Source organism: Rhizobium sp. 01T444, assembly GCF_056398305.1.
In genome coordinates, this window is the sequence record NZ_JBFTPD010000001.1 from 157,197 (window position 1) to 183,235 (window position 26,039).

General features: G+C 59.1%; 27 protein-coding genes. 3 read left to right on the forward strand and 24 right to left on the reverse strand.

Annotated elements, in window-relative coordinates; translation table 11 throughout:
• From flgK to AC1DTN_RS00770, 11 genes are all read right to left on the reverse strand, one after another.
• A complete protein-coding gene (gene flgK / locus AC1DTN_RS00720) occupies positions 1-1,455 on the reverse strand; it encodes a flagellar hook-associated protein FlgK (RefSeq protein WP_439014099.1) in 1,455 nt (484 codons plus the stop codon).
• Positions 1,456-1,474: 19 nt separating this feature from the next.
• Positions 1,475-2,776 (reverse strand): flagellar hook protein FlgE, encoded by a 1,302-nt coding sequence (locus AC1DTN_RS00725; RefSeq protein ID WP_029868525.1) that lies wholly within the window; start codon positions 2,774-2,776, stop codon positions 1,475-1,477.
• A gap of 127 nt (positions 2,777-2,903) precedes the next feature.
• Complete coding sequence (rem, locus tag AC1DTN_RS00730) at positions 2,904-3,575, reverse strand: transcriptional activator Rem (protein ID WP_029868524.1); 672 nt, start codon at positions 3,573-3,575, stop codon at positions 2,904-2,906.
• A 280-nt stretch (positions 3,576-3,855) separates the two neighbouring features.
• The gene (locus AC1DTN_RS00735) at positions 3,856-4,440 is read right to left on the reverse strand and encodes a lytic transglycosylase domain-containing protein (protein ID WP_405049677.1); all 585 of its coding nucleotides are present in this window, start codon (positions 4,438-4,440) and stop codon (positions 3,856-3,858) included.
• Positions 4,361-5,806, reverse strand: coding sequence for a flagellar hook-length control protein FliK (fliK, locus tag AC1DTN_RS00740; protein WP_477919882.1), 1,446 nt, complete (start codon positions 5,804-5,806; stop codon positions 4,361-4,363). The genes AC1DTN_RS00735 and fliK overlap by 80 nt, the downstream gene beginning before the upstream one ends.
• Positions 5,807-5,810: 4 nt before the next feature.
• Positions 5,811-7,109, reverse strand: coding sequence for a chemotaxis protein MotC (gene motC, locus AC1DTN_RS00745; protein WP_477919571.1), 1,299 nt, complete (start codon positions 7,107-7,109; stop codon positions 5,811-5,813).
• A gap of 4 nt (positions 7,110-7,113) precedes the next feature.
• The gene (locus AC1DTN_RS00750) at positions 7,114-8,394 is read right to left on the reverse strand and encodes a MotB family protein (RefSeq protein ID WP_477919573.1); all 1,281 of its coding nucleotides are present in this window, start codon (positions 8,392-8,394) and stop codon (positions 7,114-7,116) included.
• Positions 8,391-9,029, reverse strand: a complete 639-nt coding sequence (locus tag AC1DTN_RS00755) for a hypothetical protein (protein ID WP_113319649.1) — start codon at positions 9,027-9,029, stop codon at positions 8,391-8,393. Before AC1DTN_RS00755 ends, AC1DTN_RS00750 begins: the two co-directional genes overlap by 4 nt.
• Before the next feature lie 196 nt (positions 9,030-9,225).
• Positions 9,226-10,179 (reverse strand): flagellin N-terminal helical domain-containing protein, encoded by a 954-nt coding sequence (locus tag AC1DTN_RS00760; RefSeq protein WP_477919883.1) that lies wholly within the window; start codon positions 10,177-10,179, stop codon positions 9,226-9,228.
• A gap of 290 nt (positions 10,180-10,469) precedes the next feature.
• Entirely contained in the window at positions 10,470-11,378 is a 909-nt protein-coding gene (locus tag AC1DTN_RS00765) for a flagellin N-terminal helical domain-containing protein (protein WP_439014095.1), read from the reverse strand.
• Between the two features lie 253 nt (positions 11,379-11,631).
• On the reverse strand, positions 11,632-12,543 hold the full coding sequence (locus AC1DTN_RS00770; RefSeq protein ID WP_477919575.1) for a flagellin N-terminal helical domain-containing protein: 912 nt from the start codon (positions 12,541-12,543) through the stop codon (positions 11,632-11,634).
• 403 nt (positions 12,544-12,946) lie between these two features.
• Between AC1DTN_RS00770 and AC1DTN_RS00775 the strand changes: the two genes are divergently transcribed.
• Positions 12,947-14,866, forward strand: coding sequence for an O-linked N-acetylglucosamine transferase, SPINDLY family protein (locus tag AC1DTN_RS00775; RefSeq protein WP_439014092.1), 1,920 nt, complete (start codon positions 12,947-12,949; stop codon positions 14,864-14,866).
• 103 nt (positions 14,867-14,969) lie between these two features.
• On the opposite strand, the gene fliP is transcribed toward AC1DTN_RS00775, so the two are convergent.
• From fliP to flgF, 13 genes are all read right to left on the reverse strand, one after another.
• A complete protein-coding gene (gene fliP, locus AC1DTN_RS00780; RefSeq protein WP_007816083.1) occupies positions 14,970-15,707 on the reverse strand; it encodes a flagellar type III secretion system pore protein FliP in 738 nt (245 codons plus the stop codon).
• Positions 15,704-16,207 (reverse strand): flagellar basal body-associated FliL family protein, encoded by a 504-nt coding sequence (locus AC1DTN_RS00785; RefSeq protein ID WP_439014091.1) that lies wholly within the window; start codon positions 16,205-16,207, stop codon positions 15,704-15,706. Before AC1DTN_RS00785 ends, fliP begins: the two co-directional genes overlap by 4 nt.
• 12 nt (positions 16,208-16,219) lie before the next feature.
• On the reverse strand, positions 16,220-16,933 hold the full coding sequence (flgH, locus tag AC1DTN_RS00790) for a flagellar basal body L-ring protein FlgH (RefSeq protein WP_007816086.1): 714 nt from the start codon (positions 16,931-16,933) through the stop codon (positions 16,220-16,222).
• Positions 16,930-17,469, reverse strand: a complete 540-nt coding sequence (locus AC1DTN_RS00795) for a MotE family protein (RefSeq protein ID WP_439014090.1) — start codon at positions 17,467-17,469, stop codon at positions 16,930-16,932. Before AC1DTN_RS00795 ends, flgH begins: the two co-directional genes overlap by 4 nt.
• Positions 17,466-18,587 carry a flagellar basal body P-ring protein FlgI gene (locus AC1DTN_RS00800; RefSeq protein WP_007816089.1) on the reverse strand — a complete coding sequence of 374 codons (1,122 nt, stop codon included), beginning with the start codon at positions 18,585-18,587 and terminating at the stop codon, positions 17,466-17,468. Before AC1DTN_RS00800 ends, AC1DTN_RS00795 begins: the two co-directional genes overlap by 4 nt.
• On the reverse strand, positions 18,584-19,066 hold the full coding sequence (gene flgA, locus AC1DTN_RS00805; protein ID WP_439014089.1) for a flagellar basal body P-ring formation chaperone FlgA: 483 nt from the start codon (positions 19,064-19,066) through the stop codon (positions 18,584-18,586). Before flgA ends, AC1DTN_RS00800 begins: the two co-directional genes overlap by 4 nt.
• Positions 19,067-19,082: 16 nt before the next feature.
• Positions 19,083-19,871, reverse strand: a complete 789-nt coding sequence (flgG, locus tag AC1DTN_RS00810; protein ID WP_310378844.1) for a flagellar basal-body rod protein FlgG — start codon at positions 19,869-19,871, stop codon at positions 19,083-19,085.
• 19 nt (positions 19,872-19,890) lie between these two features.
• Positions 19,891-20,232, reverse strand: a complete 342-nt coding sequence (gene fliE / locus AC1DTN_RS00815; protein ID WP_310378846.1) for a flagellar hook-basal body complex protein FliE — start codon at positions 20,230-20,232, stop codon at positions 19,891-19,893.
• Positions 20,232-20,651: a flagellar basal body rod protein FlgC gene (flgC, locus tag AC1DTN_RS00820; protein ID WP_113012948.1), complete on the reverse strand. Its 420-nt coding sequence runs from the start codon at positions 20,649-20,651 to the stop codon at positions 20,232-20,234. The genes fliE and flgC overlap by 1 nt, the downstream gene beginning before the upstream one ends.
• A gap of 4 nt (positions 20,652-20,655) precedes the next feature.
• Positions 20,656-21,048, reverse strand: a complete 393-nt coding sequence (gene flgB, locus AC1DTN_RS00825) for a flagellar basal body rod protein FlgB (protein WP_132652652.1) — start codon at positions 21,046-21,048, stop codon at positions 20,656-20,658.
• 170 nt (positions 21,049-21,218) lie between these two features.
• On the reverse strand, positions 21,219-21,761 hold the full coding sequence (locus AC1DTN_RS00830) for a hypothetical protein (RefSeq protein ID WP_007816102.1): 543 nt from the start codon (positions 21,759-21,761) through the stop codon (positions 21,219-21,221).
• A 2-nt stretch (positions 21,762-21,763) separates the two neighbouring features.
• Positions 21,764-23,164, reverse strand: coding sequence for a flagellar protein export ATPase FliI (fliI, locus tag AC1DTN_RS00835; RefSeq protein WP_439014087.1), 1,401 nt, complete (start codon positions 23,162-23,164; stop codon positions 21,764-21,766).
• 15 nt (positions 23,165-23,179) lie between these two features.
• Positions 23,180-23,914, reverse strand: a complete 735-nt coding sequence (gene flgF, locus AC1DTN_RS00840) for a flagellar basal-body rod protein FlgF (protein ID WP_439014086.1) — start codon at positions 23,912-23,914, stop codon at positions 23,180-23,182.
• A gap of 249 nt (positions 23,915-24,163) precedes the next feature.
• On the opposite strand from flgF, the gene motA reads away from it, so the two are divergent.
• Together motA and AC1DTN_RS00850 are read left to right on the forward strand one after the other, a co-directional pair.
• A complete protein-coding gene (gene motA, locus AC1DTN_RS00845; protein WP_037071050.1) occupies positions 24,164-25,036 on the forward strand; it encodes a flagellar motor stator protein MotA in 873 nt (290 codons plus the stop codon).
• A complete protein-coding gene (locus AC1DTN_RS00850) occupies positions 25,037-25,984 on the forward strand; it encodes a FliM/FliN family flagellar motor switch protein (protein ID WP_113323620.1) in 948 nt (315 codons plus the stop codon).
• Positions 25,985-26,039 lie beyond the last annotated feature (55 nt).

The following is a 26,039-nucleotide window of genomic DNA, read 5'->3' on the forward strand; positions in this document are numbered from 1 at the left end:
TTAACTCGCAATATCCAGCAATGCTTTCAACATTTCGTCAACGGCGTTCAAAATCTTGGTCGCCGCCTTGTAGGACTGTTCTATGTCGAGAAGGAGCGTCAGTTCCTCATCAAGGTTGACGCCGGTTTCGTTGGAATAAGCTTCATCGGTTCGTGCTGCGGCAGCCTGGGTATTTTCCGCCGCCGTCGTAGCGTTGCTGCGGTTCTGCTCGAGCCAGCCGATAGAATTGGTGGCAAAGGTCAGGATGCTGATATTCGAGTCGAGACCGGTCTTCGGATCGAATGCAATCCCCGAATCCATCGACGTATAGAGACGGTCGAGTTCCGCGGTATAACCGCTCGAACCCGTCGGGTTCGCAGCCGTGCTTGTCGTATTGATGTTCCCGTCACGCAACCGCATCGGATCACCTCCCTTGGAGGTGACGACACGGTCGTTGATCGCGATCGTTCCGGCGATGCCTTTGATGATGGTACCAGCCGGCGGAACCCCGCCTGCAGTGCCAGTCGTCGGGTTTGTCCAGACGAAGAGGCCAGGATTGCCATCCTCCTGGTAAAGGTTCACAAGGCCGCGAGCGACTTCATCAAGCTGGTTCTGGAAAGTCGGTGCGATATCATCGCGGATCTGCAGAAGCGAAGCCAGACTGCCCTGCGCATTGGTCGTCGAGCCCGAGCCCATATTGACGGCCACACCATCGACATAGACCTTGTTGCCTGCTGTGTCAGCCGCATAGGACTGCGTCGGCTCGAAGCTGACCGCGCGCGGGATCGTCTCGAACAGCGTCGTGCCGTCAGCCGTATAGAGCACCATGTCGTTGTTAGCGCGTGTCACTGTCGACACACCAACGATCTGGTTAATCTGCTTGAGGACCTTTTCCCGCTCATCGAGAGCGCTCGAAGGATCCTCGTTGGATGATGTCGCCTTCTTGACTGCATTGTTGGCAGTTTCGAACTGCTTCAGCAGGCTGTTCAGCGAGTCGACCTGATTCTTGATCTGCTTGTCTGCATCGGCACGCTGCTGCTGCACCGCCTTGGAGGCATTGTTCAGGGAGGTCACGACGTCTTGCGCCGCCGTAATCGCACCCTGGGCGGCAATAAGGTCGCCCGGGGTGGCGCGGAAGGTGCCGAGCTTGTCGCGGAAGGTGCGCAGGGCAACTTCAGGCGACGTTTCGTTATCGTTGCCGCCCATGATCGACTTCAGATCTTCGAGGCCGCTCAGCAGGGTCTGTTGAGCGCTGTCCTGTGAGGACGCCTTGAGATACTGTTTCAGCAGCGCATCTTCCTGTGCGCGGCTGATCTTGACCACCTGGGCGCCGTTCAGCGAGGTGGTGAGCATCGCCTGCCGGCGCACATAGTCCTTGTTGCCGGCGTTCGAGATATTGTTCGATACGACGCTGCTCTGCGCGCCCGTATTGTTGAATATGCTCTGCGCGGTGTTAAGTGCTGAAGTGAGCGACATGGCCTACCCGTTACCCTTATTAACGCTTGAGGTTGACGAGAACGTCCATGAGATCGGAACCCGTCTGGAACACCTTGGAGTTGGCGGTGTAGCTGCGCTGGGATTCGATCATCTCGGTCAGTTCGCCGGCGAGATCGACGTTCGAGCCTTCGAGGGCGCCCGACTGGATCTTGCCCAAGCCGCTGGTCTGCGGGAAGCCGGTGACGGTCACGCCCGACTTGCCGTTGGCCGAGTAGACGTTGCCCGACATCAGCGTCAGCAGGTCCGGGCTCGGTACGTTGGCGAGCGGAATCTGGAAAACCGGCTTGGTGCTGCCATCATCATACTTGGAGTAGACGATACCGTCAGCATCGATCGTGATATCGACCGGCGAATTCGCGCCCTGACCGTCGACGTTACCCGTGCCCGAGAAGTTGTCGCCGACCTGAGAGAGATCGAGCTTCATGCTGATGGTAAGGCCCGTCTTCGGATCGACGATGTTCGTCGTCGATGGGGCCGCGGGGACCGTCATCTGGCCTTTGTCATTGAACTGGATCGAGGTGACATTCACGGCCGCCGAGGAATAGGGGAACGAGCTCGTGCCCGTCGTCGCCTTATCGGCATTGCGAAAGACTGCCATTTCCCACTGGGTCGTGCCGGCTGCGGCCGGCGGCGATGCGGGATTGGGAACCTTCGTGTAGTAGATGTCGTACATCACCTTACTGCCGAGCTTGTCGTAGGTGACCATCGAGTACTTCTGCGTGTCGGAAGTCGCCGTAGCGGCGTTTGCGCTTGGCAGGTTGGCCGCAGTCGCCTCAATCTTTGCGCCGGGCTTCAGGTTGCCGGTCCATGTACCGTTCGCGGTCGGAACCGCCGCCAACTTCTGATCGCCGAGAACGTTGATCGGAACGAGGCCATCAAAGCCGTTGACGACGACCGCTGGAGCCGAAGAGCCCCATGGATAGCCCATGAGCGTGAAGCCGGCCGAGTTGACGAGGTTGCCGCTGTCGTCCTTCGTGAAGTCACCGGCGCGGGTCAGGACGGGAACACCGTCGGCGCCTTGGACGATGAAGAAGCCGTCACCGGAAATGGCAAGGTCGTAACCGGAGGTCGTGTAGGAAATATCGCCCTGGTCGGAAACGGCCTGACGAACCGTCGTCGTCACACCGCCCGAGTTGTAGTTACCGGAGCCCGATGGCAGGACCAGCGACGAGAACGCGGTCGAAACTGCCTTGTAGCCGCTGGTGTTCACGTTCGCGATGTTATCCGAGACCGTGCTGAGGCGGTTTGCCTGCGCGTTCATCCCCGATACTGCCGTCTTCATGCTGCCGAAAATGCTCATCTGAAAACCTCGTTTTACCTGCTAATTGCAACAGTATTTGGCGGGCCTTGCGTGAAGCTGTCTGTAATGCCCAGTCGCCGATCGAAATATTTCGGCCTTCCCGCGCGGCATGGCCCGCGCCGAAAAATTAATTCCAATCAATGCAATAGCCAAGGAAGCGCTTGGAATCGACCGGGTCGACACCGAGCTTCTTACGCAGCTTCTTGCGCAGCTTGGAGATGTGGCTTTCGACGACGTTTTCTTCGACTTCCTCGTCGAAAATGCCGTAGATCGCATTGAAGATCTGTGTCTTGGTGACGCGACGGCCGCGATTGGCAATCAAGTATTCGAGGATGCGGCGCTCGCGGCGCGGCAAAGCGAAGGTTTCGCCGTGGATTTCCGGATCCCGCCCATCGGAGAAGACGCGGATGGCCCCGATGTCGGTGTGGTTTGCAATCGCCTTCAGGCGACGGCGGATTGCGGCGGCACGCGCGAGAATCTCACGCGGATGCACCGGTTTGCGTACAACGTCGTCCACGCCGCAATCAAAAAGGGCAAGTGTGTTTTCGAGCGATGGCTGGTCGCTGACCGCGATCACGGGCGCCATCGAGCGATCTCTGATCGCACGCGGCAATTCCATGGCGCGCTGCCCCTGGCCGATCAGGAATGCCTCGACCGCAGCGATATCGGAATCAGCCGCCGTCTGCACCCATTCGCCGAATTCATTGGGATCAAAGCCGGTTGAGGGAATGCCCTCCCGACCAAACAAAGAAGTGTAACCATCCTTCACGAGCTCACGCTCATCAACCACTACGATCATTCGTCCGCCTCCGAATCAGTGTGGCACATCGATGATCTATGGATACGAATCGCGCGAATCAGCGGCTACTCGTGAAAGTTAATGGCGGAAATTAATAATTGATTAAGAATTGAGTACCGATTTGATCTACATATAGTAGGTCAATAACGTTATGCACACAAAAATTTCGTGGAAAAGTTAACGCCCGCTTAATTACGTCTTGCAAGCAGGAATCGTGCCGGATTCTTGCCACACTTTGACACAGTTCGGTCATAATTGGTGAATTCAATTATTAATTGAATTAATTTCCGCAGAAATTACTCGCATTGGGAGTCCACTTACCGTAGCCGGTGGCGACCAGATTTGCGATGACGCGGCAGACATACTGCTTCTGCGCCGGATTGTTGTTCGGTCCTGCATGGTATCTGGCTACCGCCATGGTCCATGTTTCGTGACGGTCGTGCAGGTTGCGCAGGAACTTTGCTGCATATTCCACGTTGCGGTGAGGGTCGAACATTTCCTCCACGGAGCTGAAGTTCTCGCCGTGGAAATAGTGATTGATCTGCATACATCCGATATCGATGAGCTTCGCGCCGCCCCTGCTGGCGGTGTCGAATTGCAGCAACGCGGCCTGCTCGGAGGCTGGAAACAGAGCCTTCCCCTCGACGTTCATCGCATAGGGATAGAGCGATCCCTTGCGCCCGGTTTCCGTCAGCCCGACCGAATAGAGAATTCCCTCAGGGATCCCATATTTGGCCGCAGCAGACTGAATCTCACGCTCGCAGGCGCCGGTGGAAGCGGATGCGCTAGAGGTAAACGCTGCCAGAGCGGCTGCCACCAGCGTCGGCAGCAGAAGCGTTCTCAACACCGTTCCCGCCCGCACCATTGAAGCCTCCATCCGTCTGCCGCGCTGTCTGGTTCTGGCGCTCGCGCGCCTCGCCGCCCTGGCCTTGCTGGGCGAGCGACTGTTGCTGCTGTTGGGAAGTCTGTCCCTGGCTGTTTGCCTGGTTACCGGCATCAGCGCGTTCCACAGGGGCCATGCTGATGGTCACGTTATCGACCGCGTAGCCCTGGCTGCGCAGCGCCTCGAGGATCTTGCCGTGATCTTCCTTGAGCTGGCGATAAGCCGCGCCGGTCTCGACCTTGAGATCGACGTTCAGCGTATCGCCCGACAGACGCATCGTAGCCGTGACGAGGCCAAGATCGATCGGGCTCATCTGGATCTTGAGGGTGTTTACCACCTTGCCGGTGCTTGTCCATTCGGCGGCGTTCGACAAGGCGGAGCTCGGCTGCATGGCTTGCGCCCATTCCTTGTCACCCGAAAGCGCCGCTGTCACGTTTGCGGAATTCGGGTTCTGAACCAGGCCGAGATAGCGGCGTGATTCCAGAACGGAGACATTTTCGACGCTCGACTTTGCCGACTTTTCGGAGCCCGGCTGTTCGGCGCCGATCTGCATGTCCATCGTCTGCCCACGGCCATCGGCGCGGCTGATCCTGAACGTCTTGCCTTCGACACCTTCAGCATTCTCCGTTCCCGGCACATGCGCGTCATTGCCATGCGAGGCAACGGCTGCCAATGCATCCGACACATGCGCATCAGCCTTGGCACCGTTTACACCTTCGGCCTTGGCGTCTTTCTTGCCGGCCGTAGTGTCGTCCGCCTTCGCGACGGCATGATGAGCGGAAGCCTGCAGGACAGCCGCTGTATCACCAGGATCCTTCTTCAGCAGGCCAAGAACGTCAGTGATATCGCCGTCACCGGCTTCCGCGTCCGCGTCGACAGCGGCATCGCCATCGAGAGTGCCGGTCTTGGTCTGCTTCGCAGGCTTGCCCACTGCCTGGGCAGCGGTCTCGGCTGCCTGATCCTTGGCGCCCGGCTTGCCCAGTCCAAAGACAGCCGTGTTCTTGCCCTGGCCCTCTTCGGACTTCACAGGCATCTTGCCGGCATTTGCGATGGTTTCGGACTGCGCGTCCACCTGTCCCTTGAGCGAGGCGTCATTCAGATCGATCAGCGGCTTCGGATTGCGGCCGCGCAGGTTGCGCGCTGCGGCCTCCGCGCTGTCGTTGGCAGCCTGCTGGTCGGATGTATCGACGGCATCGGCATCCTGATCGTTGTTGCCAGCCTTGGAAAGGGCATCCGAGAAGCCACCGTTCGGATCCGCAGCCTCGCCTTTGCCGGCTCCCCGACCGGATCTTACGGACGCAGACGCATCCGTGCCGGGCGCTCCGCCCGAGACGCTGATATCCATCATCATCTTACTTGCCTTCTTGGGCCAGGAGACCGTCGATTTCGTCGAGCTTGGATCGATTGGTCGTCACGAAAGAGGTGAATGAAGGGTCGACATCCTGGCTTCTCGTGCCAGCAGAAGCCGCGCCTTCGACAACAGGTTCCGGAGCAGCGGCTGACGCTCCTTCCGGTTGCGCAGCCGTGGCGGCTGCAGCCTGTTCAGAAGTGATTTCTTGATTAGTATTATTAGGGGTCGAGCCTTGTGTCAGGCTTGCCGGATCCGGAGCCCGCAATATCTGCTCGGCGACGGATCGTGCGGCAGCTTGCAGTGCCTGGTCCTGTGGCGAGAGCGATGCGCCGGAGATATTGGCGATATATTTGGCAGCCTGATCAATATCGTCGGTGGGGACGTTCGCCATGCCGTTATAGAAATCGGCGAGCGGTCCAAAAGGATTGTCCGTCCCCTCGCCCATCGACTGAACGCGCTGGGCAGCCATACGGGCGAGCTCGGGCTTTCCGGCAATCGCAGCGGCGCGCGCGACGCGCAGATAGACCTCGCGCTGGCGCGGCGCATCCATGAAAGACAGGATATCGACGACCGTCTGCGGCTGGACATCGTGATCGTGGCTGACGATCAACTTCACGAAGAGATCGGCGAACTGGCTGGCATAGGGCGAATGGAGGAAGCGGCGGATATAGCGTTGCGAATAGGCGACCCCCTTGTCGACCTGCCCGGTTTCGACGCAGATGGCGACCGAGCGGCGTAGCGCCGCCTCCTCCACGATGGTGCCGGGTGCATTGAGCCGCGCTCTGTCATAAAGAGTGAGAGCGTCCAGCGGCTTCGTGGCGATCAGCACATTGCCGCCGATCAGCGCCAGATAAGGGCCGATCTTCTTGCCTTCATACTCCTTGGCGGTTTCCTCCAGCGTCCTGGAGACAAGCAAGCCCTTGCCGCTCAGATATTTCCGCAGCACGTCGGTGACGCGATTATCGAAGTAGCCGTTGACGTCATGGGTGACGAGATATTCCAGCGTCTGAGGATTGCCGCCGCTCATCACATAGATCAGCGCGGCATCGACGTTGCGATCGTCATCGTAGACGGACGGATCAACGTTGCGCAGGCGCTGATCGATCTTGCCAAGCATGAAGCGCTGCATTTCACCGGCGGAATGATCGCCTGCTACAACCGAGTCCTGAACGAACTGCAGAGAGCGCAGCATCTTGTATGGCGCGAGATCGTCCGCATCCGCGGCATGACCGACGGCGGGCGACATCATCGCCAGGCCGAAGACCGCATATCTGAAATAGCGATGCTGCCTGCGCGTCATACGACTATCCTTGATCTGCCTGCACGAGAATCTCGATCCGGCGGTTTGACGCGTTGTAGGGGTCCTCGGGCAGCTTCAGGCGACGGTCGGCGAAGCCGGAAACCTGGGAAATACGCTTCTCATCGAGGCCACCGCGAACGAGCATGTAATAAGCGCTCTGGGCACGGTCCATCGACAGACGCCAGTTCTCGTTGAGACCGCCCTTGAACTGCCGCCCGTCCGTGTGACCGCGAATGGCAACGGCTCCGCCCCTCTGCTTCAGGATCGCGCCGATCTTCTGCATCGCGAGGACCATTTCCTGGCGCGGCACTGCGGAGCCGATGTTGAACATGGAGTCGTCGTTCTGGTCGGAAATGCTCACCAGCAGGCCACCTTCGGACGCCGTTACCGTCAGGCCCTCGGCGAGCTTGCCGGCGACGCCCGCGATCTGCTGGGCAATCTCTTGCTGCAGTTCCTCGGCCTGCTGCTTGTCTTCAGCTTGCTTGGCCTCTTCCTTTTTGTCGGCGTCCTTGGTCTTGTCCGCCTGCTTGTCTTTGGTTTTATCCGCCTTCTTGTCCGCCTGCTTCTCTGTCGAAGCGGCAACGGCAGCGCTGTTGGCGTCCTTGCTCAGCAGAGCGGAGGGCTGGGTATTTTCGGCCTTGGCGATCTCATTCGGTTCGGCCTGCGAATCGAGCGGCGAAGGCTGCTGCGGCTTACCGGCCGTGGTAACTTCGACCTGCTTGGTCCAGAAATCCGGATCGAAGGGGTCGCGGTAGGCTTCACCGCCATCGGCACCGGTCGCCGGGCCTGAGTCCGCCGCACCGCCGTCACCCTTGGCGCTGACGTTTGCCTGCTGGCCAACTTCCTGGGCAATCTCTGCGAGAACCGAATAGGGATTCTCGAAGAAATCGGCTTCCGAGTAATTGGTCTTGTCGCCGGAGGTCGAGGTCTGGTCCTCACCGTCAGCGGCAGACTTGCCCTGGTTCGGATTCTCTTCCTTATTCTTCGACTTTTCCTGGTTCTGCTCGCCCTCGGCCTGGTCGACGGGCTTTTTCAAGCCTTTTTCGGTCGGCTTTTCGTCGGAAAGCTTGATAGGATTAAAATAGGTCGCGATCGAGGCCTTAGTTTCTTCGTTGGCGGCGTTGACGAGCCACATGACGAGGAAGAAGGCCATCATTGCCGTCATGAAGTCAGCATAGGCAATTTTCCACGCACCGCCATGAGCGCCGTCGTGATCCCCACCGCCATGTTTCTTGACGATGATGATCTCGTTCTTGCCGTGGTGATGGTTTTCGCCGTCGCTCATTCGGAAACTTTCTTCAAGCTAGCCGCCCAGGCGGAAATACGGGTCACGAGCACGGTTTCGCCAATCTCGGCAGCAAGGTCGACGTCATCAGCCTCATGATGGCGGACCAATGCGGCATGCTCTCCAAGTTCATCCTTGAGGATATCGAAAAGCTTGGCCGGACCACGCACGACGATCGGCGCCGCCGCGCCGTCGAGGATCGCCTCCCGCAGCAGGACGGCAAGATTTTCGGTCGCCTTCTTTGCGAGCGCTTCGGTCATGACCGGTGTGATGGCTGCCGCGGTCACTTCGCTGACGAGGGTGGCAATCTCTTCGGCCATGTCGCGGATACGGGAAGCGATCACCGCAGCCGCCTCGATCTCGTAGCGGAGTTTCAGCTCCTCGATCTCACGCACATGCGCTTCGGCCGCGGCCTGGGCTTCGCCTTCGTATTTTTCGGCCAGTTCCACGGTTGCTTCCGCGAAACCTTCGGAATAGGCCTCGCGCCGCTCCGCCTCTACGTCGATTTCGGGCTCCTGCGGCAGATCCGCAAATGCGGAGGCGGTTTCGGCGGCGAAATCATCAACATCGATGATCGGTGCCGAGGGACTCGGCTCACCGAAATCCTTCAAATACCGGGAAAGCATAATGCTCATAAAAAACCGTCCAGTATTCGGGAGGCACGCGGCATGCCCCCGCTTGAAAAATGACCATCGTCCTTGCCGGCATGCCGTTCCGGAGCGGGAGAGGCTCAGGGCCTGTCACCAGCATGGATTCGGACGCTGCCTTCATGCCGGAAACTAGAAACCCAAACTTGCGCGAGGATGAATGGTGCCGCCCTCGCCCTGATCATTATTCGAGCAGGATGAGAATCTTGCTGGCCGACGCATTCAGAATGGAGATCGCTTCAACGGCCATCTGCTTCTGGGTTTCGATGGCCTTCTGGCGGGTCGAGGCCTCGTCCATATCGGTGTCGACGAGGGCGCCGACGCTCTTGTCAACGGCGTCGGACAGGTCTGCGGTATAATCGATCTGATCGTCGATGCGAGCCTTCATGATACCAATCCCTGCTGCCGAATTCGTAAGCTGCTTGAGCATGGCGTCCGTGGCCGTCAGCATATCCGTGAGCTGCGAGTCGGTGGTCGACTTGCTGATGGAGATTTCCGTGCCGGTCGCCGGCGTCGCGGAGTTCACGTTCAGGAGATAGTAATTGCGGACCGGCGTGCCGTCAGCATTGCCGTTGACCGCCTTGGTGAACAGGCCGCCATTGGCATTGTTCCTATCTATCAGGATGGTCTGAGACGACGGAAAATCGATGGTCTGCGCCTGATACTCGCCTGTCGGCGCACGCACGAAGCTGCCGATGATCTTCCACTGCGGGGGTGCTGCAGGCTCGCCGTTCAAAAGCCAGTTCTCGCCGGCGAAGGACGTTCCTTCGACCATTGTCTGGAGCTGGTTCTTGTATTCGGTGATTTCCGCATTGATTTTGTCCTTGTCGGCGCCGGGCTCACGCGCAGCAACCAGCTTGGCTCTGAGATCGCCGAGGAGATCGATGGCGGAGTTCATCGCCGTATAGGTCGAATCAACCTTTGCTGCGCCGAGGCCAAGGGCATCGCCAATGGTGCCCAGATTGGTACTGTCGCCGCGCATGACGCTCGCGATCGACCAATAGGTCGCATCGTCGGCCGCAGTCGCGACCCGCTTCGCCGTAGAAATCTGCTGCTGTACGTCGGTTGATTCTTTAGTGATGCTGCGCAGCACTGCCAGCGCACTCACCGCGGCCGCGTTGGTAATCTTGACGGTCATCGACATGGTCTCGGAAAGGTGAATGGGCAGGCCGGTTTTTGCCGGCAGCGACTGAACTGGCTTCATGCCGCCGGCGGGTCCCCCACACCGGTGCGTCGCAAAACAAATCAACTCCCGGCAACGTTAACCCGATATCAACCACTTTCGCAAGAGCGGAAACGGGGATTGAAACAGCAGCGCCGATGTTCATGCAAATTATTGAAATAAAAGAAAAACCGCGCCGAAACAGCGCGGTTTCCAGGCTGCCGCAAGTTGGCGGCGTAAGGTTTGATCCAGCTTCAACCGGTGGCTTAGCTGCGGAAGAGCGTAAGGACGTTCTGAGCGCTGGAATTTGCAATCGAGAGCGACTGGATCGCCAGCTGCTGCTGCGTCTGCAGTGCCGTGAGCCTGCTCGATTCCTCTTCCATGTCGGCGTCGACGAGACGACCGACACCCGAGTCGATCGAGTCACCAAGGGCCGCGACGAAGTTTTCCTGCAGCTCGATGCGATTGGAGATGGAGCCGAGCTGAGAAGCTGCCTTCGTCATTGCCTCCAGGCCCGATTCGATTGCCGTCAGTGCCATAGCGATTTCCGTCTGGCCAAAAGAGGTGATGTTCATGGTGTAGATCGAGCCGATCGTGCCGTTGGAGCTGCCGATAATGCCGGTGCTCGAATCGATGGTGCCGGTCGTGGTCATGCCGAACAGGACGTTACCATTGGAAGCCGCATCCAGGACATAGTCGGTCGTCTTGACCGAGACATTGCCGTTGCCGTCGCGGACGAAGGTGGAAACAACACTCTTCGTCGTGTTGCCTGCAACCCAGTTTTCGCCGGAGAAAGAAGCCGACTGGGAGATGCTCATGAGCTGCGCCTGGAGCTGGCTGATTTCTTCCTGCACCTTGGTCTTGTCGACACCCTTTTCAGTTGCGGCGACGATCTTGGACTTGATTTCGCTGACGACGTCGATGGCGTTGTCCATGGCAGTGTAGGCCGTATCGACCTTTGCAGCACCGAGGCCGAGAGCGTCGGAAACAGCCGAGAGGGCCTTGTTGTCCGAACGCATGGTCGTTGCGATGGACCAATAAGCCGCGTTGTCTGCTGCCTTTTCAACGCGATAGCCGGAAGATACGCGAGCTTGAGTATCCTGAAGATTGTTGCTGATACCGCGGAGGGTCTGGAGGGCGGCCATAGCCGCGACGTTCGTCAAAATGCTTGTCATGAAATGATTGCCCCTTGCTGGCAGGCGTTAATAAAAGGGACATTCCGGAATAGCGCCCGGGAACGACGATCAGCCTTCATGCCTGTTAACCCGTTCTTAAATTTGGTTAACTCGCCGTCTCGTTGAGACGCAGATGACAGCAATATGGTTAATCAATCGTTAACGGAAATTAAAAAAGCCGCGCTCCATCGAAGCGCGGCTTGATTTCGATAGGACCCGCCGGTCACCCGGCGGGCTATGTTTCGCGATCCTATTAGCCGCGGAAGAGCGACAGGATGTTCTGCGAAGAGGAGTTGGCGATCGAGAGCGACTGGATCGCGAGCTGCTGCTGCGTCTGCAGAGCAGAGAGCTTGGAGGACTCTTCTTCCATGTTGGCGTCGACGAGGCGGCCGATACCGGAGTCGATCGAGTCGCTCAGGGAGTTGACGAAATCGTCCTGCATCGTGATGCGGGTGGAGATCGAACCGAGCTTAGCACCGGCAGAGGTCATCGACTTCAGGGCGTTTTCGACGTTGGTCAGGGCGAGGCCGAGGTCGGCGCTGGTGAGGTTGGTGATGTCGAGCGAGTAGACCGAGCCGATCGTACCGTTGCTGGAGCCGAGGATACCTGTGGAGGTTTCGATTGCACCGGTCGTGGTCATGCCGAACAGAACGTTGCCGGCCGAAGCGTTCGACAGGACGTAGTCGGTCATCTTGACGGAAACGCCGTTCGAACCGTCGCGAACGAAGGAGGAAACAACGCTCTTCGTGCCGTTGACACCGGCAACCCAGTTTTCACCGGAGAAGGAAGCCGACTGAGCGATGCTCACCAGCTGGTCCTGCAGCTGGTCGATTTCTTCCTGGACCTTCTTCTTGTCGACGCCGTTTTCAGTCGCGGCAACGATCTTTGCCTTGATTTCGCCGACGACGTCGATGGCGCTGTCCATGGCGGTGTAGGCGGTGTCAACCTTGGCAGCGCCGAGGCCGAGAGCGTCGGAAACAGCGCCGAGGGCCTTGTTGTCCGAACGCATGGTCGTTGCGATCGACCAGTAAGCAGCGTTGTCGGAAGCCTTGCCAACGCGGAAACCCGTGGAAACGTGGTTCTGCGTGCTGTTGAGGCCCTGGTTGACGTTGCGCAACGTCTGGAGTGCTGCCTGGGCGGAATTGTTCGTGTTAATGCTCGTCATAAGTGTGTCCCCTAGAAAACTAGATACAAAAAAGGAGGACATACCGGACTATAAATACCGGCGATGACGGACCAGCTTCATGCCACTCGGTGCCTTTGTTTCTTGGCCCAAACCCGTCATGTCCAGGGCAATCTCGCAGCGAATACTTGCCAACTTCTTAAAAGCGGAGCTCCCGGCCAAGCCGCTCCAATTGCATGGTTAATGTTGTTTGAATTCGTCTTCGAAACCGCAGCTTTCCCGGAAAGCGAGCATTCAGCCGCACCGGTTTCAAGCAAGCTTCGAATGCCAGTGTGGCAGAAGCCGGGATAGTATCGTCGGGTAACCTGCATTCTGCGGGACGGCCTGATTGCGCGCCCCGTCGATCACCATTTCATGCCGGAACATTTCCTCACGGAGTTAGGTTTTGAACAGCAAAGTTTCGTTCTCGGCGGCATCCCGGGATTATCAGGCAGGCCGCTATACACAATCCCTGGCGACGCTCAACCAGCTCATCGATACCCAGAAGGACGCCAAGACCTACGCTCTCCTGGCCAAGAACCTGCTGCAACTGGGCTTCAAGACCGATGCTGCCAAGGCCTATGGGCTGGCGGCCGATTGCGCCGGGCAAGGCGCGTTCGAATTCCTGAAGACCGCCGCCAAAATCCACCTTGAGGCCGGCAACGAGGACGAAGCTCTTCTGATTGCGATGCGTAATCTCAGCAAGGCGCAGGAAGATCCGGAACTTGCCTTCATTATCGCGTCGATCTATCTGCGCCGGCAGCGGCGCGATCTGTTGCGCCCCTTCAAGAAGGTCCTGTCCGAGAGCCAGAATCCGGAGCATGCACGCCTTGCCGCACTGCTGCTCAACGACGACCTCATGGACGAAACGAACCAGACGCTCGCCCGTAACCTCTTCCGGCGCTACCCGGGCAATCTTGCCTTCCGCTTCCTCTATCTCGTCTGCGTACGCGAATTCAACGAATTCGACGAAGCGAACAAACATCAGATGCCTATCGACGCCGCACTCGCCAAAAACGACATTGATATGCTGAGGAAGGACAACCCCTTCTATCACCTGCATTGGTGCGGCAACGAGGATTATAACCGCTACGCGACCATCGGCACGAAGCCGCTCGACGCGGCCCGCGTGGCCTACCGGCGCGGCCTGCCGCATAGGTGGTCCGACAAAATCCGTATCGGTTACATGTCCTCGGATTTCTGGGACGCCCATGCCACGATGAAGCTGCTGCAGCGCGTCCTCGAGCTTCACGATCGCAATCGTTTCGAAATTACGCTCTTCGATCACACGCAGCCCGAATACCTGGAGAAGAACAAGGCCGATCGCAGCCGCTGGGGCAAGGTCGTCGATGTCTACGGCCAGTCCGACGAAGCGATCCTGAAGGCCGTCCGCGCCGAAAATATCGACATCATGGTCGACCTCAAAGGTCATACGTCCGGAAGCCGCGCCTCCTCCTTCAATTTGCCGCTAGCGCCCATCCATGTCGCCTGGCTGGGTTTCCCCGGCAGCACGCTCAATGTCGATCTCGACTATGTAATCGGCGATCACTCGGTGCTGCCTGACCTGGCCAAGCCTTTCTACCACGAGAAATTCCTGCGCATGCCGGAGAGCTATCAGCCGAACGATCCGGCGAACCGCCCGCAGCCGCAGCCGGTCACGCGCGAACAGCTTGGCCTTCCGGAAAACGCCTTCATCTTCGCATCCTTCAACGGTAACCGTAAGATCACCCCGCAAGTGGTCGACAGCTGGTGCCGGATCCTCAAGCGTGCGCCCGATAGCGTGCTCTGGCTGATGGCGAACACGGCTCGTAACATGGAAAATCTGCTCGAGCGCTTCCAGGCCGGCGGCATATCGCCGAAGCGGATCATCTTCTGCCCGCGTGCGCCTTATGAACAGCACATCAGCCGTCAGCAGGCGGCAGATCTCGGTATCGATACTTTCCCCGTCAACGGTCACACCACGACTTCGGAACAGCTCTGGGGCGGCCTTCCCGTCCTGACGATGAAGGGTACCAATTTCGCCTCGCGTGTCAGCGGGAGCCTGCTCAGGGCTATCGACCTGCCGGAACTCGTCGCCGACGATCTCCAGGCCTACGAGGATCTCGCCGTCGAGCTCGCACTCAACCCGGAACTCGTCGCCGGCTACAAGAAACATCTGCAGGAAAAGCGTTACATCGCGCCGCTCTTCGATGCCGAACGCTTCTGCCACCACCTCGAACATGGCTACGAGATGATCGCCGAGCGCGCCAAGCAGGGCCTCGGCCCTGATCATATTGACGTCCCGGCACTGCCGCCGCGCACCGAGCCCTTCGGTTCGAATAGCTAAGGCGCTCAGACACATTCAGCAACATAAAACCCGCCGGAGCGATCCGGCGGGTTTATGTTTGCGAGAGGAAGAAAGTACGCGACGGCGCTCCGCCTTTGCCCCGTCAGCTGAAGGAGCGCACGAGACTGCCGACCAGAAGGTTCCAGCCGTCGATCAACACGAAGAAAAGGATCTTGAACGGCAACGAGATCGAGGTTGGCGGCAGCATCATCATACCCATCGCCATGGTAATCGTTGCAACGATCAGGTCAATGACGAGGAAGGGCAGGACGATGAGGAAGCCGATTTCGAAACCGCGCCGGATCTCCGAGATCATGAAGGCGGGAAGGAGGATGCGGTAGTCGATCGGCTCGGTCGTCTGGATATTCTGGCCGCGCTCGCGGGCCAGATCGGCAAAGAGCGCCAGATCCTTGTCGCGGGTATTGGCAGACATGAAGGTGCGGAACGGCTCGGCAATGCGCTGAACTGCCGTTGCCTCATCGATCTGGTTGGCAAGCAGCGGCTGAACGCCGTCCTGCCAGGCCTTATCGAAGGTCGGCGACATGACGTAGAAGGTCATGAACAGCGAAAGCGAGAGAAGGATCATGTTCGAGGGCGTCGAAGACAGGCCCATGCCCGAACGCAGGATCGAAAAGGCAATGATGAAGCGCGGGAAGCTCGTCACCATGATGAGGATACCCGGCGCGACCGAAAGCACGGTCAGCAGGCCGAATGTCCTGATGATCCAGGCGGCGACAGAGCCGTCGACCGGGATATTCAACAGATCAGTCGGCAGCTGCTGGGCTACCGCCAGTTCCGGCACCGCCATCATGGCGGCAAGGAAAACTATAAGTCGAATCATTCGATGACAAAGGTCCTGAACATGACCTTCGATACGCGCCCTTGAGAGCGAAGGTCAACACGTTCCTGGATGTCATCCTTGAGATATTGAAAGCCGCGCGGCCCTTCGATCTGCTGAAGGGAAATGGTCCTGACATAAGCGAGGATATCCTGGTGAATATCCTCGGCGACCTTGACATCCGGCGGCCCGTTGAACATCAGCGCCACCTCGAGTCGGATCCAGTTTTCCGAGGGATAAGCGAGGTTCGAGGTGACCGGATCGAGCAGCACAATGTTGTTGGCTTCGTTCGCGATTTTCGGAAGACCGCCCTCGGCCTTCTTCTTGGCCTCGGCCTCTTTCGCCTGTTCAGCCTCTGTAGCACTGCGGATGTTCGGGGCCACCATGTTGCCGACCGCCCAGCCGCCGCCGGCGCCGACGAGCGTCAGCACGGCAAGGCCGATGATCGTCATCACCATGCCGCTCGACTTCTTTTTGCCTTCGCCTGTTTCGTTGTCTGCCATCTTGGTTCAGCCTCAAAGCGGCGAGAAGAGATCGACGGCCTGCTGGCCGCGCGGCGGCTGCTGCACTTCCATCAGGCGGCCACGGCCACCATAGGAAATGCGGGCTTCGGCGATCTTGTCGTAGGAGATCTGGTTGTCGGAATTGACGTCCTGCGGACGCACGATGCCGGCGACGTTAAGGATACGCAGTTCCTGGTTCAGGCGAACTTCCTGCGAACCGCTGATAACCAGGTTGCCGTTTTCGAGAATGCCGGTGACAACGGCGGCAACCAGAAGGTTGAGCTTATCGGTACGCTCGATCTTGCCCTTGCCGTCCGTGCTCGTGTCGGAACCGTAGGTCAGATCCGTCTTGGACTGCGGCGTCCAGCCGAAGACCTGGGCGTTGACATCCCAGTTCATGCCGCTCGAATTCTTGCGGCTGCGATTGGTCTCGTTGTCGAAGGATCCCTTGTCATTGATCTGGATATCGACTGTCAGGATATCGCCCACGTTGAGAGCGCGCGCATCCTTGAAGAGCGCGGCCTGCGAATCGCTCCACAGTGAATAGCCCTGGGCTACCGCACGCGGCTGCTTCGGATAGAGCCCCATCTGCGGCGTCTGGCCATAGGCAAGACCGCTGCCGATCGGGCTCATGGCAGGCGCGCGGCCGATCTCGTTGACTGCCGTGGACTGGCAGCCTGCAAGGAGTGCGACGGCGACAATCACAGCCGGTAAACGCTTATTCATGAAGGATCCTTCGAGGTATTGGGATCAGATGCACTTGCAATGATACCGGCGATTTTGGCGGCCTTGGTGGAATCCATCTCGTTCAGGATCAGGCTCGACTGACGCGGCCCGAGCCGCATGATGACGGCCGCGGCCAGTTCGGGTCTGACATCCTGCAGTTGCAGCGCTGCGGCATCCGGCTTCATCTTCTTGTAGATATCCGTCAGGCCGGCCTCGGCCTGTTTGAGGAAATCATCACGCCGCTTCAGCCAGTCCTGGTATTCCGCCTTGCGCTTGTCCATCTCGGCGACGCGGCTGTCGATATCAGCACGCAGCTTCTCGAGCTCCTGCTTCTGCAGGAGATAGCGCTGATCGCGGGCCGGATCGGCGATATTCGTGCAGAACTGCTTGACCTCGTCCGTCGAGGTGATGTCGCCTGCCGGCGCCACCTCCTGGGCGAAGGCGCCGGGAATGGAAAGCAGCACGAGGCCTGCGGCCGGCAATGCCAGCCGGCGCAACAGTTCGACGATCGAGTTCTGGTTCGTGATCTTGCTCATTGCAGCACAAGCTCCGCCTGCAGGGCGCCTGCAGATTTGATGCCCTGGAGAATGGCGATGATGCCATCCGGCTTGACACCGATATTGTTGAGACCGGCAACGAGAGTGCGCAGGTCAGGACCGTCGATAATAGCGACCCGTCCGCCCGTTTTCTGCGCCTGGATATCCGTCTGCGGCTGGACAGCGGTCTCACCGCGCGAGAAGGGCTCCGGCTGGATGATCTGCGGCGTTTCGGTTACCTGCACTGTCAATGTGCCATAGCTGACGGCGACCGGCGAGACGCGAACATCCGAACCAATGACGATCGTGCCGGTGCGTTCGTTGATGACGACCTTGGCCGGCGTGTCGGTCTCGACCACGAGGTTTTCGATATCGGCCATCAGGCGCGTAAGATCGGCTTCGCGCGGCTTCTCGATGACGACTTCCTGCGAATCCTTAGCTTCCGCGACCGGACCGCCAAAGCGTGCCTTTGCGTAGCCGTTGACGATATCAGCAATGCGGATCGCGGTGGAAAAGTCCGGGTTGCGGAGCTGCAGGACGAGATTGACCGAATCCTTGAAGCGGGACGGCAGCTCGCGCTCGATGATGGCGCCACCCGGTACACGGCCGGCCGTCGTCACACCCTCAGTCACGGTCGCGGCCTGTCCTTGAGCCTGAAAGCCAGTGACGACGGCGGCGCCCTGGGCGACGGCATAGATCTGGCCGTCGGCGCCCGACAGCGAGGTCATGATGAGCGTACCGCCACGCAGCGAGGTCGCATCGCCGAGCGAGCTGACCGTCACATCGATTCGGCTGCCGGGGCTTGCGAAAGGCGGCAGGTTGGCGGTGACCATGACGGCCGCGGTATTCTTGGCGTTCGACTGGCTGCCCTGCGTGGAGATGCCGAGGTTCTGCAGCATCGCGCGCATGGACTGCTCGGTGAAAGGCGAAGCACGGAAACCGTCGCCGGTTCCCTGCAGGCCGACAATAAGACCGTAGCCGATGAGCTGGTTGTCGCGGCCGGCCTGAAGCGAGGCAATGTCCTTGATACGGGACGTCAGCGCCCATGCAGGCGCGACATCGGTCAGGCTCATCGCCAGAACCGCAACCAGGCTCAGGATACGAAAGAAGAACTTCATTTTGCCCTCACATGGACCGTACCGTCGGCGAGCACGGTGCCGCTGACGATGACGCCGGAATCCATATTGCGTGCACGGATCATCTGGCCGGTCGCACCATCTTCAAGAGGCGAGCCGGCAGCGGAAATGGTCATCTGACCAAGCTGGAAGACCAGGCGGATATTGGAGCCGCGCGTGACCGTATAGGGCTCGCGCAGGGCGGAGATCGAAATCGTCCGCCCCGGCAGGAGCGTGCGCTTGGAAACCAGACCCTCGACCTGGGAGACCGACTTTGCATAGTCTCCGGCGAGGTTGGGATTGGTGACCTCGACTTCCTGAAGCTGAGCGCTCGAAATCGTGTCGCCGGGATAGATGATCGTCGTGGGGACAACGGCATAACCCATGCCGGCATCCGCTGCTGCCGGCATGATCATGCCAGCGATTGCGATCGTGGCCGCAGCCACCCATCCTTGGATGTGTCCTGCCCGGCGAAACATCATGTTCGGCCCTTCCCTCTTACTTCAGGTTCTTGCTGACGATGGATGCCATTTCATCAGCTGTCGTGATCACCTTGGAATTCATTTCGTAAGCGCGCTGGGCCGATATCAGCTCGGTGATTTCCTTGACCGGATCGACGTTCGAGGATTCCAGGTAGCCCTGCTTGAGGTAACCCATATTATCCTCGTCAGGATTGCCAATGACCGCTTCGCCGGATGCCGGCGTTTCCTGGAAGAGGTTGTCGCCAATCGGCTGCAGGCCTGCCTCGTTAACGAAGTCGGCGAGCGTAAGCTGGCCGAGAGTGGTCGGAGTGGTCTGGCCGGGCAGCTTGGCGGTGATTTCGCCGGAGCGGCTGATCGTCAGCTCGGTGGAGCCCTGCGGGATAGTGACGCCGGGGATGACTTCATAACCGTCGATGTTGACGAGCTGGCCCTGATCGTTCTTGTTGAGCGCACCGGCACGGCTATAGAGCGTCGTACCGTCCGTCGACTGGATCTGGAAGAAGCCCTTGCCGACGATTGCGACGTCGAGGTCGTTGCCGGTCTGGGTCAATTCGCCCTGGAGATGCAGGTTGCGCACGGCCGAGGTCTGGACGCCGAGACCGATATTGGCGCCTTCGGGAACGACAGCCTGGTTGGCGCGGTTGGCGACACCCTTGGCGCGTTCGGTCTGATAGAGAAGGTCGGTGAACTCGGCGCGGGCGCGCTTGAAACCGGTCGTATTGATGTTCGCGATGTTGTTCGCGATGACTTCCAGGTTAGTCTGCTGGGCATCCATGCCCGTTGCTGCAATGGCGAGCGCTCTCATGTGTTCGTCCTCAAATCAGTTACATCTGCATCTTGGTGACTTCGAGGAAGGCCGAGACGACCTTGTCGCGAATGGCGATTGCAGTCTGGAGCGTCTGCTCCGCCTGCAGCATGGAATCGACGACCTCGCGCGTCGAGGCCGTACCCTTGATGCCGGCAAAGGACATGTTTTCCGCGCCCTTCAGGCTGCTGACGGCTTCGGTCGCCATGTTGCCCATGACGGAGGCGAAGCTCAGGCCGTTGGAAACGCCGGCCGCAGCAGATGAGGTTGCGGTCGAAGAGGAGGCGGAATTTTCGGTGTCGATGGCGCCGAGGGCGCGGGTCATCGAGAGATTGCTTACGTTCTGTACGCTGCTGATCATTATTGTCCGCTCTTCAGGAGATCGATCGTCGAGGAAATGAGGTCGCGAGTCTGCTTGATCGTCTGCAGATTGGCGTCATAGGAACGGTTGGCTTCGCGCATGTCGGCCATCTCGATCAGGATGTTGACGTTCGGCATCTTGACGATGCCCTTCTCGTCCGCAGCCGGATTGCTCGGATCATATTCCTTGGTGAAATCGCCTTCGTCAGTACCGATTTTCTTGACGTTGACGGTCTCGACGCCGCTGGTGCGATCCAGTTGCTGGCCGAAGGTGATGGTCTTGCGGCGATAAGGATCGGCACCGGGTGTGTCGCCTGTCGAGCGGGCGTTGGCGATGTTTTCCGAGACGATGCGCAGACGTGTCGACTGCGATTCGAGCCCGGAACCTGCGATTTTCATTGCTGCTGAAAGCGGATCCATGAGGCTACTTCCTTACGGTCATCAACATCATTCGATGAAAGGAACTGACGAGCGAGGTATTCAGGTCGTACTGACGCTTGATCTCGCCGGACTTGGAGAGTTCTTCGGCCACACCTACGGTGTTGCCGGATTCCTGAACGCCGATTTCCTGGTCGAGCGCGGCATCCTTCACGTCAATGTCACCGCTCGTGCTGAAATCGTTGCCGCTCAGGTGCATCGGATTGGTGCGCGTCATGGTGACGTCCGACTGGTCGAGCACAGCCTGAAAAGGCGTCACATCCTTCGCCCGAAATTTCGGCGTGTTTGCATTCGCGATGTTGCCGGCAACAACCTCCTGACGAATCGTCAGCCATTCCGCCTGCTTTGAAGCCAAGTCGAAAAGTTGAATCGGTTGCATGAGAACTCTCCGTTTTTACTAGGCCGAACCTAGGGCGGTAATCTTGCGTGGGACTTACGGTAAATGCGGGCTTTACAAGCCATTCTTCGAGATTACTTGCAGACAGCGACCATCCGCCGCCCGGTCGTTTCTCCGACAGGGCCTCACAGCGATTCGTCCTCTTGCCTGAACTAGTTGTTCTGGTAGATCTCACCCTTGGAAGTAACGATCACCCACTTGCCGTCGCGCTGTTCCAATGTGGCAAGGCGGCTTTCGTCAGGCAGGATCGAGCCGACGCGCACGACATACATGCCCGAAGGATCTTCAATGAGCGCCCGGCCGTTGGCCACGTGCAGCAAACGGAAAGAGCCTTTGCCGGGGAAAGGCTGATCCTCCATCGAGGCGTCGCCATTGCGCTCCTTGCCGAGCTCGGAAACGGTTGCCGTCGTCATATTGTCGATCGGTGGGACTTTCTTGCCTTCATCGTTCTTGTTGACCATGGCGAGCGGTGAAACGCTGAAGACGTTGCGCGCCGGCCAGTTCGGCAATTCACGAGAGGCATTGCTATCGGCGACGCTGATGCCGAACTTGTCCGCGTTGAAGAAGACGTACCAGGGGAAGAAGGCGGAAGCGCCGGCAAGTGCCAAACCCAAAAAGGTCAGCGCGCGGTCGAGCAGCACTCCCTTGTTACGCTCTTTCAGCGCGGCGATCCGTTCGTCTTCGAAATCGGCCATGATCAGGCCCTCCTTTGAATAGGCGCACTCGGAGTCGGTACGCCGGCGGCGGCCTTGAGAGCACCGGCAAGATCGGCGAAGGCATCAAGCGATTCGCGGTCTCCCGGAGATTGTTTCAGGACGTCATAGATGATCGGTACCTGCTTGACCGCCATGTCGAGATCGGCATCGGCGCCGGGACGGTAGCCGCCGATAAGGCGCAGGTCGCGCGTTTCCTCGAAGCGGTGGATCAGCACCTTGAGGCGGGAAACCAGCTTCTCCTGATCCGGAGTCCAGGCCTTGCGGGCAAGACGCGAGATGGATGCGAGCGGATCGATTGGCGGGTAGCGCCCCTCCTCCGCCAGGCTTCGCTGGAGAACGATGTGACCGTCGAGAATACCGCGAGTGGAGTCGGCGATCGGGTCGTTATGATTGTCGCCATCGACGAGGATGGAAATGATCGCGGTGATGGTGCCTGCACCTTCCGGACCGGGACCGGCGCGCTCCAGAAGACGCGGCAGCTCGGTGAAGACGGACGCCGGATAGCCGCGCGCGATCGGCGGCTCGCCCGAGGCGGTCGCCACCTCGCGGATGGCATGGGCGAAGCGCGTCACGCTGTCGACGATGAAGAGAACATTTTCGCCCTTGTCGCGGAAGTGCTCAGCGATCGTGACCGCCGTCAGCGGCGCCATCTTGCGCAGCATCGGGCTCTCGTCGCTGGTGGCAACGACGGCAATCGCCTTCTTCATATTGGTGCCGAGCGTATCCTCGATGAATTCGCGGACTTCGCGACCGCGTTCGCCGACCAGCGCGATCACCACCTTGTCGAAGGCGTCGGCACGGGCCAACATCGACAGCAGCGTCGACTTGCCGACGCCGGAGCCGGCGAAAATGCCGAGACGCTGACCGAGGCAGAGCGGCGAGAAGATATCGATTGCGCGCACGCCGGTCTTGAAGCCGTTTTCGACGCGCTGCCGCGTCATCGAAGGCGGCGCAGTGTTCGAGATCGAACGGCGGTCCAGGCCTTCGGTGATCGGGCCGAGACCGTCGATCGGCTCGCAGAGGGAATTGATGGTGCGGCCGCACCAGCTGTCTGACGGAGATATACGGAAGGCACCCTTGCGGATGACGATGTCATGGATGCCGATCGGCTCGCCCGGTTCGATCGGGCAGACGTAAACCAGGTCCGGCTCTACCCTGACCACTTCGCCAAGATGGACACCCGTCGCGGATTTATGCGCCACGAACTCGCCAAGCCGCACATGCCGGGAAAGGCCGCGGACGGTATAGTGGCCGGCGGCGATGGTGTGCACGCGACCGCCATGGGTCACGGAGAATTCCGGCGACGTGTAGCGCTTTGCAAGGTCGCCGAGATGCGTGAGCTTCGGCGAGAGCGCGTCCTCGGTCAACAGGGTGGTGTTCATGCTTCACACCCTGCCTTAGCGGCTGCCGCCCAGCGTCTGAACCGCTTCCTTGAAGGAGTCTTCGCTGTCGCGCATCAGCGACGACACGCTATCGAAAGCGCGATTCACCTCGATCAGCTGCGTCATCTCGTGCATCGCATTGACGTTGGAGTTTTCCAGATAGCCCTGCTCGACACCGACATTGAAGCGGTCGACGACGGCGCGCGGCTGCTCGGTCGTCATGATGCCGCTGTTTTCGTAGCGCAGGTAACCCTTGCTGATATCGGCTTCGAAGAGGCCGAGTGAACCGACCTGGCGGTCATTCTGATAGATGATGCCATCAGTGCCGACCTTCGGCTCGCCGCCGGCGGTGTTGAGCACGATCGGCGCACCGCCTGCATCGAGAACCGGATAGCCGCGGATGGAAACCAGCTCGCCGGTATCCCGCATCGTGAAGCGGCCGTCCCTCGTCAGAACGCGGCCGGCGGGCGTATCGAGAGAGAACCAGGCATCGCCCTTGATGGCGAAGTCGAGCATGTTGCCGGTGTGCTGCATTTCGCCGTGAGTGGTGTCCAGGTAGTCGTTGCCCTGGGAGACGAAGGCGACCTTGGTGTTCGTCTTGTTCTCGTTGTTCGCCAACATTTCATCGAACTTTACCTCAGTGCCGCGAAAACCGGTCGTGTTCACGTTGGCCATATTGTCGGCGATCGTCGTCAGGCGTTTCTCGAGAGCCATCTGCGACGACAGGGAAACGTAAAGACCGGATTGCATGTCGGTAAGCTCCACATTGGCGATAAACGGGACGAAACACCGGGCTCCTTTTAGTTCGGCCACGGGTTCCGCTGAGCGGCATCTCAGACATGGGCGCGCATAGGCCCACTCGTCACGTTCAATATGAAGGCAAATCCTTGCGCGAAGCTGGTAGCGCAAATGAATGCGCGAAAGCCGCGTTCATCAGCCTCACGCAAGGCACAAACCCTATCCGTCGCAAAGAAAAGCAACGTTCAGATTGGGCTGACGATGAATATTATTATCGGATTTGTAGTTGTCTGCGGCTGTATCGTCGGTAGCTTCATGGCCATGGGCGGCGAAGTCGATGCTCTTTTTCAGCCCTTCGAATTCCTGATCATCGGCGGCGCGGGTCTCGGCAGCTTCATCATGGCCAACCCCATGAAGGTGGTGAAGGACTCCGGCAAGGCGCTCGGAGAGGCCTTCAAGCACTCCGTTCCCAAGGAGCGCAACTACCTCGATACGCTCGGCGTGCTCTATTCACTGATGCGCGACCTGCGTACGAAATCGCGCAACGAAATCGAAGCGCATATCGACAATCCGGCCGAATCGACGATCTTCCAGCAGGCTCCGACGGTTCTGAAGAACAAGGAACTGACGGCCTTCATCTGCGACTATGTGCGCCTGATCATCATCGGCAACGCCCGCTCCCACGAGATCGAGGCGCTGATGGACGAAGAAATCAACACCATCCTTCATGACAAGATGAAGCCCTACCACGCGATCCAGATCATGGGCGATTCATTCCCCGCTATCGGTATCGTCGCGGCGGTTCTCGGCGTCATCAAGGCCATGGCGCATATCAACGACTCGCCGGAAGTGCTCGGCCACCTCATCGGTTCGGCCCTCGTCGGCACATTCCTCGGCATTCTGCTTTCCTACTGCGTCTGCTCACCGCTGGTCTCGCAGATCAAGGTCGTCCGCTCCAAGCAGCACCGCCTCTACGTCGTCGTCAAGCAGACCCTGCTTGCCTACATGAACGGCTCGGTGCCGCAGGTCGCCCTCGAATATGGCCGTAAGACGATCTCGGCGTATGAACGCCCGTCGATCGACGCAGTGGAACAGGAAATGATGAACCCAGGTGGCGAAAACAAGGCAGCTTAAATGACTATGAGCAATGCTTCGCATGACAACCAGACAATGGATCCAGCTCTCCTTGCCAAACTGACCGGCGGTCTCGGCGACAAGGGCAGGGTTGCCAAGCTCTGCAGTTCCTTCAGCGATATCTACAGCGAATTCCTTCCTGATATCCTGAAGAGCGAAACCGGCCTCGACGTGACAGTCGGCTATCTCGGCTGCGAGATCGGTTACAAGAATCATCTGATCGACGATCTCAGCTCCAACATGACGCTGGTCGATGCGACGCTGCGCAATTGGTCTCAGAACATCACCATCGCCTGTGGCAACAGTTTCATCATTACCCTGATGGAACATCTGCTTGGCGCTGCTGCCGAAACGATCGAGGAGCCGGCCGACCGGCTTCTCTCCGTTATCGAGATCGACCTCGCCGGCATGGTGTTCGACAAGATTTCCAAGGTGCTGCGTTCTGCCGTCAACGCGCCTGGCGGATTCGAGCCCAGCCTGTCGGCTCCCTTCGCTCTTGAAGCACGCATCCGTCCGCCGGAAGACCGTCCGGATGAATTCGCGGCGGCAATCAACATGTCGATCACGCTTGCCGGCATCACTTCCGAATTCAGCCTGATCGTCCCCCAGGCAGCGCTGCTCAAGACCAAGGTCTCTGCCCCGAAGCCGAAGAAGCAGCCGAGCAAGTCGCCGGAGTGGACGGAGCAGATCGGCGACCAGGTTCGCCGGTCGCAGGTGACCCTCGAAGCGAAGATCCGCCTGCAGGATCTGACGCTCAGAACGATTTCCAAACTGATGGCCGGCGACGTCATTCCTTTCCGCGACAGCGGCGACGTACGCGTCGAAGTCAGCGCCAACAGCCGAGAATTGTATGTGTGCGAGTTCGGGCGTTCAGGCGACAACTACATGGTGCGAGTGAAAGACACCATGAATTCGGATGATGAGCTGATCCGGCACTTAATGAATTAATCGGTTCTCTCGCTCTCAGGGCCACAAAGGCAGTTTGAGGCAAGTTTCAACTGGA